Here is a 19480-nt window from a genome sequence, read left to right as displayed (position 1 = left end):
CGTCAGGCCGCGTTGCTCGCGATCGCCGTCTCGAGCGTGGTTCGGTCCTGTGCGCCGACGAACCGGTCGACCGGCTCGCCGTTCGCGTACACGAGGAACGTCGGCACGCCCCGAGCGCCGAGTCGCTGGGCCAGCCCGGGCAAGCCGTCGACGTCGACCTTCGCGACGACCGCGTCGGTCTCGTCCGCGAGCGACTCGACGGTCGGCTCCATCATCTGACACGGACCACACCAGTCGGCATAGCAGTCCACGAGCACGACCTCGTGCTCGCCGACGAGCCGCTGGAACTCCTCGGCGCTTCCGATCTCGACCGGATCGCTCGGCGTTTCGATCCCGACGTCGACCTCGTCGGCACCGTCGCCGCCGCGTCCCTCGTTCTCCTCGGCCTCGAGCCGTTGGCGAAGCTCCCGACGCTTTCGCTCGCGGATCCGCTCGCGCTCGCTCGGCTCGGATTCGCCCCGATCGGATTCGCTCATGCATCGATCTTGTGTGTTCTAAACAATATAGGTTGCGGTCGGCGGGATTCGCGTGGCGGAGGTATATGGTGATACGCGCCGTAGACGAGGTATGGGCGACATCGACGCGGTCCGCATGGACGACGACGAGCGTGACGAGTTCCTCGGACGGTCCGGAACCGGCGTCATCTCGCTCGCGACGGCCGGGGACGAGCCGCCACACAGCGTCCCGGTCTCCTACGGATACGACCCGATGGAGTCCGTCCTCTACTTCCGACTCTCCGTCGGCCCGGACCGGACGAAGGGCGAACTCGACGACCGCGAGGCCACGTTCGTGACCTACGGCGAGGACGACGGCCGATGGCGAAGCGTCGTCGCGAGCGGCCGTCTGGTGTCGACGACGGACGAATCCGTGGCCGAGGAGACCATCCAGGGGCTCGAGCGAACCGGCAGGATACCGATCGTCGACGTCTTCGGCGAGCCCACGAGCGAGGTGACCTTCGCGTTCTACCGGCTCGATCCCGACCGGATCACGACCCGCGTCGAGCGGCCGATGGACCCGTGAGGACGGGGGCGTCCGAGTCGACAGTCGACCTGGCCGCTCGGGCGCTCAGATCTGTCCGACGGCGACGAAGCCGACGTAACAGGCTGCCACCAGCACCCCGGAGTGCAGGAGCGCCCCGTACCTGCCGCGCGCGGCGGCCCCCGCGAACCAGCCCGACGCGAGCATCGTCGCCTGCGCGACCACGTAGAGGCGGAACCGCTCCAGTTCGGGGTGGACGACCTCCGGATCGAACGGCGCGTCGAGCGCGGCAGCGAGCGCGAGCAGACGGTCCGTCCGCATCACGCCGGCGTTGATCGCGACGACGGCGGCGCCGACCGACAGGGCCGCGACCCACCCGATCACGACGTACCGGCGCATCGCCTCGCGGAGCGCGCGCTTCTCGTGGGTCAGTCGGTCGACCTCGGCCTGTAGCGTCTCGAACACCTCGTCGACGGTGCTCCCGGCGTTCAACGCCCCGGCGACCAGTCCGATCGTCCGGACGGCGAGGGGCGTCCCGACGCGGTCGACGAACCGGTCGAGCGCCACGACGCGCACGTCGCTACCGGCGGCGGAAGCGTCACGAGCGGCGACGGTCGGGTCGGCGTCGTCCGCGTCGGGTGCGCCCTCCGTGGCGGTCGTCAGCGAGAGGTTGAACGCGAGGTCGGCGACGTCGCCGCGCAACACGCCGAGGTCGGTCTCGCGAGCCGCGGTCGCGACGGCCTCCGGGAACGGGCGGCCGACCGAGGCGTGCGCGGAGACCGCGTAGACGAAGTCGGCGATCCGGCGGTCCTTGGCGTCGTCGATCCGTCCGCGCCGGGCGGCGACCGACCCGACCGGGAGCGCGAACGCGACGTACGCCAGAAGCGAGACGTTCACGAGCGGGTATCCGGCGTACGCGAGAGCCACGGCCACGGTCGCCGCGGGGATGACCGCGACGATCGACGCGCTGGCCGGGTTCGACGGCGCGGACGCGAGCACTCCGCGGAGGCCCTCCGGACGGCGGTAACTCGTGCGCGAGTCGACGGGGCGGAGCGCGCCGGTGGCGGCGATGCCGACGAGCCCGACCGCGAGCAGGAATCCGACGGACGCGTAGACGGCGACCGCTCGCGGCGAGACGGTACCGACCGGCGTGTCGACCAGCCGCGAGAGGTCGGGGGCGAACACGCTCGTCACCGTGACGGCGACGACGAGCAGCGCGGGCAACACGAGCACGAACACGAACAGCTCCGCGATCGGCTTCAGGTACCGCCGGGCCCGCGTCCGAGCGTGTTCCTGTCGATGCGCCAGGAGGCGGCTCTCGGTGCGGAGGAACTCCGCGAGCGCCTCGTCGCCCGCCGAGACGTGCTGACGGAACTTCAGGAGGAACGGCGCGAGGAGGTCCCGCGAGGGCGTGTCGCGGGCGACGCGGCGGAGCCCGGCGTCGAGACTTCCCGTGAGCCGTGCGGCGTTGAGGGCCTTCCGAAACGACACGGACGCGCCGCCGTAGGCGTCGTTCTCGGCGACCTTCGCCACGAGCGTCCGGGCGTCGTCGCTCCCCGAGGAGAGCGCGTCGAGGTATCGGACCGCACCGGGGAGCGTCCGCTCGATCCGCGCCCGGCGCGCGGAGACCAACCACCGGAGGTAGAGCCCGCCGGCGTGGACCGTCGCCCGTTTGGCGAGGAGGCCCGCGACCGCCGACAGACTGACCGCGAGCGCGACCGGGGGTGGCGTGGGAACCGCGAACGACACGCGCGTACCGAGGCCGTCCGCGAGCGCGGTCGAGACCTCGGGAGCGACCGCGCTCGCGAGGAGAACGACCGGGATGGCCGCCGCGAGACCCACGACCCAGGAGAGCGCGTACGTCCGCGCGAGGTACGTCTCGAAGTCCGTCGACGGGTCCGCCCCGCGGTAGCGCTGTCTATCGACGTCGTGGCGACGGTCGTCGGCGTGCCGGGCGAACAGCGCGTGGAGGACCCGATCGAATCCGGCGAATCCCTCGAGCCCGGCGGATCCGGAGGATCGCGCGTCGCCGGCTCCGGTTCGGGTCTCCCGTTCGACGCGAGCGGACCGTCGCGTGTCGCCGCTCACGGCGCGCCTCCGGGTCGGGCGTCGCCGTCGTCCCCCTCGGCCGACCCGCCGGGATCGCTCGCGTGTCGCATCGATCGCGCGGCGCGTTCGACGGTCGCGGCCTCGTCGGCCCGGAGGTCGGCGAGGAACTCGAACAGCTCGTCGAAGTCCGTGAGACCGTCGCGGACGAGGTACTCCACGTAACGGCGTTTGGCGGCGAACTCGGTTTCGACCGCGTCGAGGTCGCGGTCGGTCCGCTCGGCGAGGCGCGCGAGCGCGTGGAGCCGCCTGCCGCCGTCGGAATACGAGCCGGCGGCGTCCGCGGTCGGCGCGCCGTCCATCCGGAACCCGCCCGCGGGGTCGCGCCACGCGACCGTGTTGTAGTGGACGGCCGTGTCGTCGCGCTCGACGACTCCGGCCCCGCCGTGTTTCGGGTCGCCGGTCCGGCTCCGGGTCGCGGCCGGATCGAGCGCGTCGTACTCGGCGGGCGAGAGCGGCTCGACCGCCTGGGCGACGTACCGGTCCCCGCCGACCTGTCGCGGGAACACCACGAGGTCGACCTCCCGGAGCAGGTACGGTGGGAGTCCGCGCTCTATCGCGCGGTTGACGAGCGTCTCCACGTCCGCGGCGTGCGTGGTGCCCACGACGCCGTGGCCCGTATTCACCGTCTCGGCGAACGTCTCGAAGCTGGCGGGCGTGTTGATCTCGGCTATCACCTCGACGTCGGGGTTCAGGTAGTTGGCCTCAGTCATCAGCGTCGCCATGCTCACCGCCTTGTAGTCGTTCTCGTGATCGCGGGTCGTCAGCGCCACGCCGGTCTCGTGGGGGAGTCGCACCTCGCGGGAGCCCTCGTCGATGGAGATCGGGCGGTCGTCGAAGGGGATGAAGGGCATGTGGGCGTTCATTAGCGTCGTCTTGCCCGCCCCCGTCGGTCCCGCGAAGAGGACGACGCCGCGGTGTTCGTACAACAGCCACAGCAGGGTGACGAGCTCCGTCGAGAGCGCGTCGCGGGCGATCAGGTCGACGGGCGTCAGCGGGTCGGCGGCCTGCTTCCGGATCGAGACGTGTGGGCCGTCAGCGGAGATGACCGGCAGCGCGACCGCACACCGGACGGTCTCCGGGACGTCGGGGACGTCGAGGTTGACCTTCGCGGAGGGCGTCGAGGCGTTCAGCTCCACGCCGTCGCGGGCCGCCAGCCGCGTCACGACGTCGACGAACCGCGACTCGTCCGTGAACGCGAGGTTCGTCGGGATCCGACCGCCCCCGGCGAGCGGATCGAGCCCGCGGCGGTCGTCCGCGGCCGCGTCACCGACCTCGCCACCGCGGGGGGCTTCCTCGTCCCCGTCGTCACTCCCGCTCGCCGCCCTCGACAGCACCGCGGGCCGGGGAACGACCTTCACGCGCTCGCCGACGCGGTTGGCCTCGACGTCCTCCAGGTGCGGGTCACGGATCGGGACGGTGAGGACTCCCTCGCCGACGAAGTCGCGGAGCACGTAGTACACGAGGTCGTCGAGTCGGTCGTCGGCGTACGTCGGATCGACGCTCGGTGCGACCAGGTCCCGGTCGGCGAGAGCGCGCCGGACGCGAGCGCGGGCGGTCGCGATCCAGCCTCGTGGAGAGGAACCGCCCGCGAGCCGGCGCGAGAGGTACCGACGGGCGTGCTCGGCGACGAACTCGGTCCGGTCGTCTATCAGCCGATCCACGGGGGTCTCCCAGATCCGGCGCTCGCAGTCGCGGATCAGCGTCTCGTCGCCGGGGAGGAGGTCGGGTTCGAGCGCGGCGTACTTGGTCTCGAAGGCGTCGGAGCCGAGCAGCCGCTCGCGGTAGATCACCACGTCCACGGGGTAGCCGGCGAACTCGACGGCGTACCGCGCGAGCCGCTCGCCGGCGACGCGCTCGACGTACTCGGCGTCGGCGTCGATCCCCGTCTCGAGCGGGGCGAACGCGTCCGTGTGGACGACGAGCTCGCGGTCGTCGCCGACGTCGGCGACCTCGATCCGGCCGTCGAGCGCGACCGGCGTGAGGTCGCCGAACAGCCGGAGCTCACACAGCGCGTGGTGGTCGATCCGGCGGCGGGCGGCCGCGGTCGCCGAGAGCAGGCGATCGAGCACCCGCTCGTACTTCGGCTCGAACCCCGCGTCCGCGCGCTCGACCGCGCCGGCGCGGGTGAGCGGCCGACGCCCGCGGACCGCCGAGAAGTGGTCACGGACGGTCCGGAGCGCGCGCTCGTCGGCCGGCGAGAGGGGCGGTTCGCGGACGTCGTAGCCGAACCGGCCGCCGTCGCGTTCGCGGATCGTCGCGACGACGCCGGGCGCGGACTCGTACTGCGCGCGGACGTCCGGGGCGTACCAGGCTTCGGGGTCGTCGGGCGGGACCGGCGCCGGAACCGAGGCGTCGTCGTCCTCGGAGCCGCCGCCGATCCGCAGGGTGGGACTCGTCACGTCTCTACGCTCGTCTGATCGACTCGAGTCCGACGATCCGACATAACTATTCTCCTTTCCTGACATGTAGTTTCAGGCCGCTGAAACGCGAACCGCGAGGTGGGGCGAACCGAGCCCGAAGAGGTTTGTCGTCGGGAGCGGAATCGGCGCGGTAGATGGTCTCGGACGAGGAACTCGGGAGGCGGGCCGCCGCGCTCGACGGCTCCGTGGTCGTCTGCGGGGTCGACGGCGACGCGCTCGTTCCCGCCGGGGCGTTTCCCGGGGCTCGCGTCGCGACGATCGCGGAGCTCGTCGCCGAGAACGACGATGATCCCGACCGCGACGACGTCGCCGCCGTGCTGGTCGTCGTGGGCCCGACGCTTGAGGCGGGTCGGACACCTGGGGCGCTCGACGCACTCGACGATCTCGGCGCGCTCGACGCGTTCATCGTCGCAGTCGCCCCGTCGGGCGTCGCTCCCGAGTCACTGGCGGCGGCACGCCGACGGGTCGACGCGACGCTACTCGCCGGTGAGGGGGGCGCCGCGGAGGCGATCCGGACGTTCCTCGAGGCGGTTCAACGCCCCGGCTTCGTCAACCTGGACCTGGCCGACGCCCGGACCGCCCTCTCGATCGGCATCGCCGCGGTGGGGACCGGAACGGCGGGAACCGACGGGTCCTCGATCGCCGACCGCGACGCGCCCGCGCTCGCGGTCGACGAGGCGTTCGATCGGTTGCCGGAGGGCGTCGACCCCGCGGACGCGAGCGCCGCGCTCGTCGACGTGGTGGTCGACCCGGAGACTAGCATCGCCGCCGCGACCGACGCGATCGCGGCGGTTCGCGAGCGGATCGACGCGGACGCGAACGTGATCTGGGGCGGCGCAGTCGACGAGTCCGTCGAGGACGAGATCGGCGTCCGGGTCGTCGTCGCGGACGTCGAGTACGCCCCGCCGCTCGCCGGCGGCGACCCTTGTCCGCGCTGTGGGACCCCGCTGTCGACGTACGCGTTCGGCGCGCGCGAGACGCTCTCGTGTGACGGCTGCGGCTACTCCGGGGTCGCGGTCCGTCGGGGGTAAGCCCGACGCCCGGGTCGTCCGGCGATCGACGACCGCCGAGGGACGGATCCCGGGGTTCCAGCGTCGCCGACAACCCTCATGAACGAATGTTTTATTCGTCGGTCGACGCCCAGGTAGGGTATGGCGACCGATCCGGCGCAGGGGGAGGGATCCGCGTTCGACACGTCGGCGGCAGCGCTCGGCCACGACCGGCCGGACGTGCCCGCCTACCGGGCGCTCGCGTCGGCCCTCCGCGAGCGCGTCGACGGCGAGGTCCAGTTCGACGAGTACGCACAGGTGCTGTACGCGACCGACGGCAGCATCTACGGCGCGCGCCCCGCGGGCGTCGTCTCGCCGCGGTCGGTCGGGGACGTCCGCGAGACGATGCGGGTCGCCGCCGACCACGGCGTCCCCGTGCTCGCGCGCGGCGCGGGCTCCTCGCTCGCCGGCCAGACGGTCGGACCGGGATGTGTCGTGCTCGACTTCTCCCGATACATGGGCGGGATCCTCGAGGTCCGCCCCGACGACCGCCGTGCCGTGGTCGAGCCGGGCGTCGTCCAGGACCGCCTCGACGACCGCCTCGCCGAGGACGGGTTGAAGTTCGCGCCCGATCCCGCCTCCTCGGCGCGAGCGACGGTCGGCGGCGGGATCGGCAACAACTCCACGGGAGCACACTCGGTCCGGTACGGGATCACCGACGCCTACACCGAGGAGCTGAAGGTGGTGCTCGCGGACGGTTCGCTCGTCCACACCCGGGAGGTCGTCCTCGACTCGCCGGAGTACGAGGCGATCGTCGCTGGCGAGGAGGGAGGCGAGCGCGAGGCGGCACTGTACGAGACGGTTCGCCGGCTCGTCGAGGAGAACGAGGCCGAGATCGACGAGCGGTATCCGACGCTCAAGCGGTCGGTCTCGGGGTACAACCTCCACAAGGTGATATACGAGAACGACGCCGGCGAGGAGGTAATCAACCTCTCGAAGCTGTTCGTCGGCGCCGAGGGGACCCTCGGCGTCGTCGTCGAGGCGGAGGTGTCGCTCGTCACCCGCCCCGAGGAGACCGCGCTGGCGCTGTACACCTTCGACTCGCTTACGGCCGCGATGCGGGCCGTTCCGGAGGCGCTCGGGTTCCCGGTGAGCGCGGTCGAGCTGATGGACGACGAGGTGTTCGGACTCGCGGCCGGCTCCCCGCAGTTCGCGGAGTACGCCGAACCGATCCCCGACCGCGCCGCGGCGGCGCTGATGCTCGAGTGGGACTCCGAGCTGGTCGACGACTTCGAGGCGGCGATCGCCGACACGAACGCACGCTTCCTCGAGGGGGGCGACGCCTTCGACGTCCTCGAGGCGTACACCGAGAGCGACCAGGCGGATCTCTGGAACCTGCGGAAGGCGGCCATCCCGCTCCTGATGAGCATGGAGGGCGACCCGAAGCCGTACCCGTTCATCGAGGACGCGTCGGTTCCGCCCGAGGAGCTCGCGGAGTACGTCGGCGAGTTCGAGGACGTGCTCGACGCGCACGACACCTCGGCGGCGTACTTCGCACACGCCGGGAGCGGCACCCTCCACATCCGGCCGATCCTCTCGCTGAAGGAGGAGGAGGGCATCGAGAGGATGCACTCCATCTCGGAGGACGTCACCGACCTCGTGTTGGAGCACCACGGTGCGTTCTCGGGCGAGCACGGCGACGGGCTCGCGCGCACCGAGTTCAACCCGAAGATGTACGGCGAGCGGCTCTGGGGCGCGTTCCAGGAGCTCAAGTCGACGTTCGACCCCGAGTGGCGGCTGAACCCCGGGAAGGTCGTCTACGTCGACGACGAGACCGCGAGCGAGCGTGGCTATCCGGAGACCGCCGCCGACACGGACATGCGCGAACACCTCCGCTACGGGGCCGAGTACCAGTCGATCGAGCCGCAAACGACGCTGGACTTCGACGACGAGGGCGGGTTCTCCCACCTGGTGGAGCTGTGTAACGGCTGTGGCACCTGCCGGGAGACCGACTCGGGCGTGATGTGTCCGACCTATCGCGCCTCCGGCGAGGAGATCCAGACGACGCGGGGGCGCGCCAACATGCTCCGGGCGGCGATCAGCGGCGACCTCGACGACGACGAGATCCATTCCGACCGCTTCCAGGGGGAGGTGCTCGACCTCTGCGTGGGGTGTAAGGGGTGTCAGAGCGACTGTCCGACCGGCGTCGACCTCGCGAAACTGAAGGCGGAGGTGAAACACGAACACCACGAGGCGGAGGGGGCCGGGCTCCGCGAGCGACTCTTCCGCGACATCGATCGCCTCTCGGCGATCGGGAGCGCGCTCGCGCCGCTGTCGAACGCGGCGACGAAGCTCCCCGGGAGCCGACGGCTCATGGACGCCGTCGCGGGGATCGCGCCCGATCGCGAGCTGCCGACGTTCCGCTCCGAGAGCTTCGAGGAGTGGTTCGCTTCGCGGGGCGGCTCGACGGTCGACCCCGCGGACGCGACCGACACGGTCGTGCTCTTTCCGGACACCTACACGAACTACAGCTACCCGGCCGCCGGGAAGGACGCCGTCGCGGTGTTGGAGGCGGCGGGGGTGCGCGTCGAGGTCGCCGACGACCTCGTGCCGTCGGGGCGGGCCGCCTTCTCGACCGGCTTTCTCGACGTCGCCCGCGAGCGCGCCGAGGCGAACGTCGCGGCGCTCGCCCCCCGTGTCCGGGAGGGGGCGTCCGTCCTCTTCGTCGAACCCTCCGACGCGGTGATGTTCCAGGACGAGTACCTCGACTTGCTCGACGGCGAGGCCGTCCGGGCGGTCTCGGCGGCCGCCTACGGCGTCCTGGAGTACCTCGACGCCGGCCGGGTCGACGATCGGTTGGCGTTCGACGCGCCGGCCGAGTCGCTGACCTATCACGGCCACTGTAACCAGAAGGCGACGGACAAGGACCACCACGCGGTGGGCGTGCTCAGACGCGCCGGCTACGAGGTGGACCCGCTCGACTCCTCGTGTTGCGGGATGGCCGGCTCGTTCGGCTACGAGTCCGAGCACTACGACCTCTCGAAGGCGATCGGCCGGGTCCTGTTCGACCAGGTGGCGGAGAGCCCCGGGGAGACGACCACCGCGCCGGGCGCGTCCTGTCGCTCGCAACTCGGAGACCGCGACGGGGAGTCGACCCCGCCACACCCGATCGAGAAGGTCGCCGAGGCGGTGACCGGGTCGGCGAACGCGACCGTCGCCGGCGACGATTGACCGGTCGTCCTCCCACCCCCAGGGGGACGATCTCGGGGAGCCGGCGGGTCTCCGGCGACGAAGGACACTATCCGTGGGCCCCCCTACCGTCCGTATGGACCTGTTCTGGCACCGGCGGGACCCGCGGCTCCGCGACAACGTAGGGCTGGCGGCAGCCGCGGCGACCGCAGGCGATCGCGACGAGACGATCGTCCCCGTCTTCGTGTACGACACGGAACTCCTGGGAACGATGGGCGCACGACGGCGGGCGTTCCTCCTCCGGAACGTGGAGCGCCTCCGGCGTCGCTACCGCGAACTCGGGAGCGACCTCGTCGTCCGCGCGGGCGACCCCGCGTCGGTGGTTTCGGATCTCGCGGCGGAGCACGACGCCGACCGGGTCACCTACAACGAGCACTACCGTCCGGCGCGGCGGGAGCGCGCGCGTGCGGTCGAGTCGAGACTCGCGGACGCCGGCGTCGGGACGGTGACGCGGACCGACCTCGTGTTGGTCGATCCCGGACGGCTGGCCGAGTCGTATCCGAACCACGGAGGGTTTCACGACGACTGGCGGGCGGTCCCGAAACCGGACCCGTATCCGGAGCCGAAACCGGGGACGCTGGCGGACGTGGGGGGCGAGCGGTCCGTCCGGGAAGTTACCGGTGACGCCTTCGTCGATACCGATCCCCTCCGAACCGACGTCGACCTCCCGCCGGCCGGCTATCGGGGCGCCCGCAAGCGGCTCGACGACTTCCTCGCGGACGGGATCGACACCTACGCCGACACCCGCGACGATCTCGCGCGGGCGGTCGAGGCACCGACCCACGCCGTCTCCCGGCTGTCGCCGTATCTCGCGGCGGGTGCGATCGGGATCCGGGAGGTGTGGGCGGCCGCGACCGGAGCTCGCGACGCCGCGAGCGACGACGCCGCCCGCCGAAACGTCGAGAAGTATCGGGACGAGCTCGCCTGGCGCGAGGAGATGTACCACCTGTTGTACTACAACGCCGACCTGGCGGAGGCGAACTACGTATGGTTCCCGAACCCCATCGCGTGGCGCGAGGACGACGAGGGGTTCGAGGCGTGGAAACGCGGCGAGACGGGATATCCGCTGGTCGACGCCGGGATGCGCCAACTGGAGGCGGAGGGGTACGTCCACAACCGCCCCAGACAGGTGGTCGCGAGCTTCCTCACCAAACACCTCCTCGTCGACTGGCGGCGCGGGGCGCGCTGGTTCATGCAGCGGCTGGTCGACGGCGACCACGCGTCGAACCACGGCATGTGGCAGTGGATCGCCTCGACCGGCACCGATAGCGTCGACGTGCGGATCTTCGATCCGGTGAGCCAGGCCGCCAAGTACGACCCGGACGGGACGTTCGTCCGCGAATACGTTCCCGAGCTACGGGACGTGCCGGCCGGGGCGGTCGTCGACTGGCCGACGCTTTCGGCCGCGGAGCGCGAGGAGTTGGCTCCCGACTACCCCGACCCGATCGTCGACCGCGACGCGGCATACGAGCGCGCACGGCGGGTCTTCGAGGAGGCGCTCGGAAAGCGCTGACCGGTCGAAACTCGGATGGCCTTTTTACGTGCACCGAACCACCCCGCGGTATGCCGAGCGTCAGCGACACCTACATAGAGAACCGCCAGCGCGTCCAGCCGACCCACACCAACAACTACGCGTCCGCGCACGGCGGCAACGTCGTCAAGTGGATGGACGAGGTCGGCGCGATGTCGGCGATGCGCCACGCCGGCGAGACGTGCGTCACCGCGAAGATCAGCGAGCTCGACTTCAAGCGCCCGATCCCGCAGGGGGACACCTGCGTGATCGAGTCGTACGCGTACGCCGCCGGGCGGACCAGCGTGCGCGTTCGACTCCGGGCGTTCCGCGAGTCGCCCCGAACCGGCGAGCGGGAGCTGACGACGGACTCCTACTTCGTCTTCGTCGCCGTCGACGCGGACGGGTCGCCGACGCCCGTCCCCGAACTCACCGTCGACGGGGAGCGCTGCCGAAGGCTGCGCGACGACGCGCTCGCGGCGGAGCCCGACGAGGAGTAGTCGCCGTCGGAGGGGAGAACCGACCACGGATCGCCGGGAGCCGATCGCGACGACTCACCGCGGACGGTTCGCCGAAACGGCCGACCGAAGCGATCCTTCGAGAACGGCCCTTCGAGAGTGATCCTCCGAATACGACTTATCGAGAATGTTCGATGTAGTGTACAGCAGGTATGAACGGATAAGGCCGAGACCGCTAACGAACCGACTCCCGAGAGAGCGACGACCACAACACTAAAGTCAAATCGAGTTATATCAATGTATATGTCGATACTCAACCGGCTGTTCGGCGACGATGGAACGGACGAAAGCTGCTGTGACGTTCGTATCGAGGAGATAGAACCCGACTCTGACGAGGACGAGGCGTGACGGAACGAACAACTCGAGAGAACTCATCGAACATGTCCAATCAATCTGACGGCGAACGCGACGGAACCGGATCGGCGAGCGCGACGCTCGGACGGCTCGAGGAGGAGGCCTGTTGTGAGGGATCGGTAATCGACGATCGTCGAGCTGATCCGGAGACGGTCGCGAACGAGGAGGCGGTGTTCAAGGCGCTCGCGAACGAGAAACGGCTCGCGGTCGTCCACGCGCTCCGTGACGGCGAGCTCTGCGCCTGCGACCTGGAGGCCGTCCTCGACGCGCCGCAGTCGACGGTGGCCACCCACCTCCGGAAGCTCCGCGACGCGGGGATCGTCCGGACGCGCAAGGACGGCAAGTGGACCCACTACCGCATCGCCGACACCGCGAGCCTCCAGCTGATCGACCTGGCCGCCGCGCTGGGGGAGGAACGGTGATCCCGCCGGGCACCGAGGCGGCGATCGCCGACTCCTGGGAGTACTTCGTCCACCTCGCGGTGGTCCTCACGCCGCTCTTCCTCGGGGCTTCCTTCCTCGTCGGGCTCGCGCAGGAGTACCTCCCCCCGGAGCGCGTCGAGACGCTGCTCCGCTCGCGGGACCACGGCAGCGGGAACGTGCTCGCGGCGGGGTTGGGGGCGGTGACCCCCTTCTGTTCGTGTTCGACCGTCCCGGTGCTCGCGGGGCTGTTGGGTGCGGGCGCGCCCGTCGGCATGTCCTTCTCCTTCCTTCTGGCCTCGCCCATCGTCAACTGGATCGCGGTCGTGCTGCTCTTCGGGCTCTTCGGCCCCGCGGTGACGGTCGCGTACGTCGTCGCGGCGCTCGCGTGTGCGATCGCCGGCGGACTGATCGTCGGCACGCTCGACCTCGACCGCTACGTCAAGGACGTCCGGATCACGGCCGGCGGCCGGGAGGTGGCGACCGACGGCGGGACGGCGACGTCCGGCTGCGGCTGCGGCGGAGCGACCGCCGCCTCCCGGACCCACGGCGAGCGGGTCTCGGCGGCCGGCCGCGGGGCGCTGTCGTTCTTCCGCGACACGCTCCCGTACCTCCTCCTGGGGATGACCATCGGGGCATTGATCCACGGGGCGGTCCCCGCGGAGGCGCTCCAGCGGGTCGCGGGACCGGGGAACCCGCTCGCGACGCCGCTCGCGGCGCTCGCGGGCGCGCCGATCTACGTGAGCCTGAGCGGCATGCTGCCGATCGCCCACTCGCTCACCGAGGCGGGGATCCCGATCGGGACGGTGATCGCGTTCGTCATCGGCGGCGCGGGGATCAGTATCCCGAACCTGATCCTGTTGAACAAGCTGTTCAAGCGCCGGCTGTTGGTCATCTACGCGACGACGGTCGTCACGATCGGCGTCGTCGTCGGCGTGAGCTTCAACACGGTGCTCGCGGGGATCCTCTAGACGCGGAGCTTCCGGACCTCGAGAACTTCCATCGCCGCTTCCTCCGGGCTTTTGGCTCGAGAACCCGAACGGCGAACCGATGACGTCCACGCTCGACGACATAGACCTCGAGTTCGTGAAGCTCGACGGCACCGGCCTGTACACCAGCGAACTCCAGTTCGGCACCTGGCGGTTCGGCAAGGAGAACGAGGCGGGCGAGATAGAGATCGGCGAGGAGCGGGCCCACGAACTCCTCGACGCGTACGCCGACGCCGGCGGACGCTACATCGACACCGCCGACGTCTACGGCGGCGGCACCTGCGAGGAATGGATCGGCGACTGGCTCGGGGAGCGTGACCGCGAGCGCTACACGGTCGCCTCCAAGATCTACTGGCAGATCCGCGACGACGACCCCAACAGCCGCGGGACGAACCGCAAGAACCTCCGCCACCGCCTCGACGCGCTGCTCGACCGGCTCGGAACCGACTACGTCGACGTGCTCTACATCCATCGCTGGGACGACGCGACCGACGCCCGCGAAACCATGAAGACGCTGAACGGGTTCGTCGAGTCCGGGAAGGTCCACTACCTCGGCGCGTCGACGCATCGACCCAACGCCTGGAAGGTCGCCCGCGCGAACGAGATCGCCCGCGCCGAGGGGTGGGAGCCGTTCACCGTGCTCCAGCCGCGGTACAACCTCGTCGACCGTGAGGTCGAGGGGGACTACCTCGAGTTCGCCCGCCAGCAGGGGCTCGCGGTCTGCCCGTGGAGCCCGCTCGGACAGGGCTTCCTGACGGGCAAGTACGACCGCGAGGAGGACCTCCCGGAGGACTCGAAGGTGGCGTCCTCGAGCCGGTTCCGTGAGTCGTATCTCACCGCGGAGAACTTCGACGTCCACGACGAGCTCGATGCCGTGGCCGACGAGGTCGACGCCTCGCCCGCGCAGGTCGCGCTCGCGTGGCTCGCCCACCGCGACGGCGTCACCGCCCCGATCGTGGGCGCACGAACCGTCGACCAGCTCGAGGAGAACCTGGCGGCCGCCGAGATCGACCTCTCGGACGAGCAGGTCGACCGGCTCACGGACGCGAAGGCGAGCCCCTACGAGGGGCTGTAGCAGAGCGCCTTAGAACGGTTAACGGACTGGAAGATTCACACAACGGCTCACATACCCGTTCTTCCGTCCTCCGATTCGCTCACTACAGTCGGTGTGGTGACCGACGTGGTTCATCACCTATCGGAAATGTACCAGAAGTGCCGTGCAAGATAGAGAGCATAGATTCAGTGATCGACTACATACTGGTAGGGTCGTTTGGCTACGTACACAATGAGGGAAGAGGAACGACGGAGAAGCTACAACCGAGTGACTACCTCTGGTCTTCTGTGATGTACCACTCATAGCCGTATCCCACGAGTGCACCGAGTGGGACAACGACGGGGGCGGTAATGATGCCCCCGAATACAGCGATTAGAGCAGTGAGAAACAGGAACTCGAAGACCGCACCCACGAGTGCGCCAGCGGAAACCTGACTCAGAGTCATAACTAGACCTATCGAAGCCGCGAATACGAACAGCGTACCGAACGCTGAAACGACGCCTGCGACGGCCCCGTAGCGTGGGTTCGGCTCATCCGGCATCATCACGCGCCAGACGGCGGTCCCGACGAACACAGCGATAATCGGTGCAAAAATACTCCCGAGGAAGATGATCTCACTTCCTCGTCGGTACTCCGCTATGCTCGCGGAGTCGAATCCGCGGGCCCTGAACGTCTGGAAGAAGTTCCAGAGATTGATCAGGACGGCACCAAGGAGGGCCGAGCCGCCGCCCGCGAGGCCCGCCCCGACATCTCGCCGGGACACCCCTAGATAGTCGGTCATATTCCAATCAACGGATGTTTGCGGTGACTCGGTGATAAAGGCTTGACCGACACGACTCACTCGTACCCGATTCGCGCCCTGTATCATGCACGTCGCTGAGAACATCCTTTACAGTTGGTAGGAATCTCGGCAGTCGATACGCACTATCGATCTACCAGATGACTCGGATAGTACGGGGTGAAAACAATAGCTCGTGAAGCGTTCCATGCCTCCCTCGGAATTAGGGAAAAGCGGACCGTCGAACTACCGTTCCGCGCAGTACTCGACGAAGTTCCGGAGGATCCGGAGCCCGGTCTCCCCGCTCTTTTCGGGGTGGAACTGCGTGCCGAAGACGTTCCCCGCCTCGTTGGCGACGACCGCCGGGAAGTCGACGCCGTAGTCGGCGGTCGCGACCACGGCGTTCGGGTCGTCGGGCTCGGCGTAGTAGGAGTGGACGAAGTAGGCGTACTCGCCGTCGACGCCCTCGACGACCGGGTGGTCGCGTTCGACCGACAGCTCGTTCCAGCCCATGTGCGGGACCTTGCGGTCCACGTCGAACCGGACGTTGGTCCCGGGGACCAGATCGAGGCCCGTCACCTCGCCTTCGCCCTCGTGGTCGGCCTCCTCGCTCGAGGTGAGGAGCATCTGCATCCCGAGACAGATCCCGAAGAGCGGCCGGCCGGCGTCGGCGTGGTCGGTCAACGCCTCCCGCAGCGGGCCGGCGTTCTCCATTCCCTCGCGAAACGCCCCGACGCCGGGGAGGACGACGCCGTCGGCCGCGGCGAACGCCTCGGGGTCGTCGGTGATCTCGACCGACGCGCCGGCGCGCTCGAGCCCGCGGGTCGCGGATCGGAGGTTCCCGAGGCCGTAGTCGACGAGGACGACGTCCGCCAGCGTCTCCGCCGGCGGTTCGAAGGTGCTCATACCATCCCTCGGAGGGGGACGGAAAAGTCGGTTTCCCTTGTGACTCGGTGACGGGGGGTTACTTCAGCATCGACTCCGCCATCCGGTTCGGGAACCCGGTGATGAGCTCCCAGATGCTCATCTCGACGTCGTCGGAGCGGAGCCGCGACCGGAGCCGCTGGCTGAACAGCTCGACGGAGATGATGAGGAGGAAGATCGCCAGCAGCGTCGCCATCATGTTGGTGAACCGCAGCAGGTTCTGCTGGGAGGCGAGGACGTACCCGAGCCCCCCCGCGCCGATGACGCCGACGGTGACGCCGATGCGGACGTTGATCTCGAAGATGTACAGCGTCCACGCGATGAACGCCGTCCGAACCTGACTCAACATGCCGAAGAAGACGACTTGCGGCTTGCTCGCGCCGGTCGTCCGCATCGCCTCGATCGGGCCGTCCTCGATCTCCTCGAGCTCGTCGACGAACAGCCGGCCGAGGTTCCCGATCGTGTCGAACGCGATCGCGATCGCGGCGGAGGAGGGACCGAGCCCGAGGAACGGGATGAAGATCAGCGTCCAGACGATCGCCGGGACCGCGCGGATGAACGACATGGTGCCCCGGAAGATGAAGTTAAAGGGAAACGGGGTGACGCGCTCGGAGCCGAGCGTCCCGAACACCAACGCGACCGGGAACCCGAGGATCGTTCCGACGAACCCCATGGCGAGCGTGATGCCGGCCTCCCCGAAGATCTGGAAGATCCCGAGCTCCTGGAAGAAGAACGCGTAGACGTCGGCGGGGTTCGGCGGGAACTGGAACAGCAGGCCGCCGATCTCCGGGTCGTACAGCAGGTTCCCCTGAACGATGAACTCGAGGTATCGTCCGACGTCGAGGAACGGGACCACGCCGAAGTAGTCGGTGATCGGGAAGAACCCGGTCAGCGACTCCCTGAAGGTCTCCAGCCGCGCGTCCGGGTTGAGGAGCTCCGTCGCGGCGAACGCCTGGAGGGTCGTGAACGCGAGGAACGCGAACAGTGCGACCCAGCCGACCGCCCGGCGACGCCGCGTCCGCTTGATGTTCTCGAACTGGTCGGCGATGCGGCTCGGGACGGCGTCGTCCGATCCGAACGTCCCTTCGGTGTCCGATGTATCTGTGGTCACTCGTGGATCAGCTCCGTTCTCGTCACGTCGAGGCGACGCCGTCGACCGCGGCGTCGGCGTCTCCGTCGTCGCTCACGAACATCCCCTCGGTATCGATGTCGCCGTAGAGGTCGTCGATGACGTCGATCGTCAGCTCGTCTCGATACCCGTCGAACACTTTCTTCCCCTCCCTGAGACCGATGAACCGGTGGCCGAACTTCCGCGCGATGTTGACCTGGTGGAGGCTACAGAAGGTCGTCAGACCGCGGTCCTCGGAGGCGGTCCGAAGGTAGCCCATCACGCTCTGAGCGCTCCCCGGATCGAGGCTCGCTACCGGCTCGTCCGCGAGGAGGACCTCCGGCTGCTGGACGAGCGCGCGGGCGATGCCGACCCGCTGCTGTTGCCCGCCGCTCATGCTGCGCGCCTTCTGTTCGGCCTCGTCGAGCAGGCCGACGGTGTCGAGCGCGTCGAGCGCGCGGTGCTTCTCCTCGTCGTCCTGGAGCTGTAACACGCTGGAGAGTAGCCCGGAGCGGTGGACGCCGCCTGAGAGGGAGTTCGAGTACGCCGTCATGTCCCCGATGATGTTGTGCTGTTGGAAGATCATCGCGACCTCGGGGCGGGGATCGACCACCGGCTCGCCGGCGATCGTAATGTCGCCCTCCGTCGGCGAGAGCAGTCCGCTCAGCGTCCGCAGCAGGGTGGACTTGCCGGAGCCGGAGACGCCGAGCACGATGACGAACTCCCCGTCGGGGACCTCGAAGGACACGTCGTCGAGCGCGACCGTGTCGCCGAACCGTTTCGTGAGACCGTCTACGTCGATGTAAGTCATGATCGAGAGAGGGGTTGAACCGCCGTTCAGAGGTCGCCCCAGTCGAGCCCGAGCTCCTGGCCGAGCTCGGCGACCGGGTCGAAGTCCTCGACCGTCGCCTCGACGATACCGCTGAACCAGAGCGAGTGGTCGGCTACCAGCTCTACCTCCTCCAGTTCGCTCTCGGAGAGCTCCTCCTCGTCCATCTCTAAGAGCGCGGGGTCGACGTTGAGTGCCTCGGCGATGTCGGCCTCCGAGTCGTGTTCGAACGCCTCCTGTGGGGCGTCGATCATCAGCTGTCGGAGGTCGTCCTTGAGCGACTCCTCCCACGCGGCGTTGCTCACGATGGGCGCGCGCGGGATCGGGTCGGAGACCGCGAGCAGTCGGAGCTCGGGGTCGCGCTCGCCCGCACCGTCGTACTCCGCGGAGACGTCGACGAAGTCCTGTGACATCTCGTCGAACTGCTCCTGGGGAACGTGTGCGGCCGTCGAGAACGCGCCCGTCCCGGCCGCGGCGATCCGGTCGTCCCCAATGAGCTGCTCGCGGGCCGTCGTGTGGTCCGAGGTTCGGAGCTCGAAGTCCTCCGGCGATCCGCCGGGGGCGTTGCCGATGTCGAGACCCGCCTGCCGGAGCATCAGAAGCGGGAACAGCGTCCCGGAGACGGAGGTCGGCGCGGCGGACGCGACGACCTCGCCCTCGAGGTCCGCCAGCGACTCGATGTCGCTGTCGGCCCGGGTCGTGATGAGCGAGAAGTACTGCTCCGCGCCGTAGGCCACCCGCATCCCCGTCACGTCGATCTCCTCGGGGATCTGTGCGACGGCACCGGGAGAGGTGTCCGCGAAGACGCGGTCGCCCTCGGCGGCGCGTCGGAGCTCCTGAGCGGTCCCCGAGTAGCTCGCGGTCGGCTGCTCGATGATCTCCACGTCGGCCTCGGACTCGAGGTACTCGAAGAGGGGCTGGTACTGGACCTGGATGTCGATCTCCTCCTGGGCCGGGTTCATGACCCACGTGACCTCCGTCGTGGAGTCGTCCGAGCTCCCCGCGGTCTCGCCGTCTCCGGAGCCGTCGTCGCCGGACCCGTCGTCTCCTGAGCCGTCGTCGCCGGACCCGTCATCGCCGGACCCGCCGTCGCCGGTACACCCAGCGAGACCGACGACTCCGGTCGCCCCCGCCGTTTTGACAAACGTCCGCCGGTTCGCCGACCACCTGTTGTCGGACATACAGGCGGGTGTTTCGCTCTCGTGACTAATCGTTTTCTATGTTTTCCACCGATATCGACCCTGAAAACCAT

Annotated in this window: 16 protein-coding genes; 8 read left to right on the top strand and 8 right to left on the bottom strand. The window is 69.3% G+C overall.

Translation table 11 applies throughout. The annotated features are described in order from the left end of the window. Positions 1 to 2: 2 nt before the first annotated feature. Positions 3 to 476, bottom strand: coding sequence for a thioredoxin family protein (locus EAO78_RS00550; protein WP_122103921.1), 474 nt, complete (start codon positions 474 to 476; stop codon positions 3 to 5). A 91-nt stretch (positions 477 to 567) separates the two neighbouring features. On the opposite strand from EAO78_RS00550, the gene EAO78_RS00545 reads away from it, so the two are divergent. Then, positions 568 to 1020: a pyridoxamine 5'-phosphate oxidase family protein gene (locus EAO78_RS00545; RefSeq protein WP_122103920.1), complete on the top strand. Its 453-nt coding sequence runs from the start codon at positions 568 to 570 to the stop codon at positions 1018 to 1020. Positions 1021 to 1065: 45 nt separating this feature from the next. Here the strand turns inward: EAO78_RS00545 and EAO78_RS00540 are convergent, their stop codons facing one another. Both EAO78_RS00540 and EAO78_RS00535 read right to left on the bottom strand, forming a co-directional pair. Further along, a complete protein-coding gene (locus tag EAO78_RS00540; RefSeq protein WP_122103919.1) occupies positions 1066 to 3066 on the bottom strand; it encodes a type II secretion system F family protein in 2001 nt (666 codons plus the stop codon). Beyond that, on the bottom strand, positions 3063 to 5552 hold the full coding sequence (locus tag EAO78_RS00535) for a type II/IV secretion system ATPase subunit (RefSeq protein ID WP_122103918.1): 2490 nt from the start codon (positions 5550 to 5552) through the stop codon (positions 3063 to 3065). Before EAO78_RS00535 ends, EAO78_RS00540 begins: the two co-directional genes overlap by 4 nt. 89 nt (positions 5553 to 5641) lie before the next feature. Here EAO78_RS00535 and EAO78_RS00530 point away from each other — a divergent pair, with 89 nt between their 5' ends. From EAO78_RS00530 to EAO78_RS00500, 7 genes are all read left to right on the top strand, one after another. Then, entirely contained in the window at positions 5642 to 6538 is an 897-nt protein-coding gene (locus tag EAO78_RS00530) for a zinc finger domain-containing protein (RefSeq protein WP_122103917.1), read from the top strand. A gap of 120 nt (positions 6539 to 6658) precedes the next feature. Then, entirely contained in the window at positions 6659 to 9727 is a 3069-nt protein-coding gene (locus EAO78_RS00525) for an FAD-binding and (Fe-S)-binding domain-containing protein (protein WP_122103916.1), read from the top strand. Between the two features lie 94 nt (positions 9728 to 9821). After that, a complete protein-coding gene (locus EAO78_RS00520) occupies positions 9822 to 11258 on the top strand; it encodes a cryptochrome/photolyase family protein (protein ID WP_122103915.1) in 1437 nt (478 codons plus the stop codon). Positions 11259 to 11308: 50 nt separating this feature from the next. Beyond that, positions 11309 to 11755, top strand: a complete 447-nt coding sequence (locus EAO78_RS00515) for an acyl-CoA thioesterase (RefSeq protein ID WP_122103914.1) — start codon at positions 11309 to 11311, stop codon at positions 11753 to 11755. Positions 11756 to 12153: 398 nt separating this feature from the next. Then, positions 12154 to 12549 carry an ArsR/SmtB family transcription factor gene (locus EAO78_RS00510; RefSeq protein ID WP_122103913.1) on the top strand — a complete coding sequence of 132 codons (396 nt, stop codon included), beginning with the start codon at positions 12154 to 12156 and terminating at the stop codon, positions 12547 to 12549. Continuing rightward, positions 12546 to 13517 (top strand): permease, encoded by a 972-nt coding sequence (locus tag EAO78_RS00505; RefSeq protein ID WP_122103912.1) that lies wholly within the window; start codon positions 12546 to 12548, stop codon positions 13515 to 13517. The genes EAO78_RS00510 and EAO78_RS00505 overlap by 4 nt, the downstream gene beginning before the upstream one ends. 79 nt (positions 13518 to 13596) lie before the next feature. Further along, entirely contained in the window at positions 13597 to 14610 is a 1014-nt protein-coding gene (locus EAO78_RS00500) for an aldo/keto reductase (RefSeq protein ID WP_122103911.1), read from the top strand. 250 nt (positions 14611 to 14860) lie between these two features. Here EAO78_RS00500 and EAO78_RS00495 read toward each other — a convergent pair whose 3' ends face one another. The 5 genes from EAO78_RS00495 to EAO78_RS00475 form a co-directional block, all read right to left on the bottom strand. After that, the gene (locus tag EAO78_RS00495) at positions 14861 to 15370 is read right to left on the bottom strand and encodes a hypothetical protein (RefSeq protein ID WP_122103910.1); all 510 of its coding nucleotides are present in this window, start codon (positions 15368 to 15370) and stop codon (positions 14861 to 14863) included. Between the two features lie 243 nt (positions 15371 to 15613). Next, on the bottom strand, positions 15614 to 16273 hold the full coding sequence (gene hisH, locus EAO78_RS00490) for an imidazole glycerol phosphate synthase subunit HisH (protein WP_122103909.1): 660 nt from the start codon (positions 16271 to 16273) through the stop codon (positions 15614 to 15616). A gap of 58 nt (positions 16274 to 16331) precedes the next feature. Then, positions 16332 to 17402: a phosphonate ABC transporter, permease protein PhnE gene (gene phnE / locus EAO78_RS00485; RefSeq protein ID WP_122103908.1), complete on the bottom strand. Its 1071-nt coding sequence runs from the start codon at positions 17400 to 17402 to the stop codon at positions 16332 to 16334. Between the two features lie 22 nt (positions 17403 to 17424). After that, positions 17425 to 18210 carry a phosphonate ABC transporter ATP-binding protein gene (locus EAO78_RS00480; protein WP_122103907.1) on the bottom strand — a complete coding sequence of 262 codons (786 nt, stop codon included), beginning with the start codon at positions 18208 to 18210 and terminating at the stop codon, positions 17425 to 17427. 26 nt (positions 18211 to 18236) lie between these two features. Then, on the bottom strand, positions 18237 to 19409 hold the full coding sequence (locus tag EAO78_RS00475) for a PhnD/SsuA/transferrin family substrate-binding protein (RefSeq protein ID WP_122103906.1): 1173 nt from the start codon (positions 19407 to 19409) through the stop codon (positions 18237 to 18239). Positions 19410 to 19480 lie beyond the last annotated feature (71 nt).

Source organism: Halobellus captivus, assembly GCF_003697845.1.
Lineage (GTDB): Archaea > Halobacteriota > Halobacteria > Halobacteriales > Haloferacaceae > Halorubrum > Halorubrum glutamatedens.
Note: the sequence above shows the minus strand (reverse complement) of the source record. Positions and strands in the feature narration are given on the sequence as shown.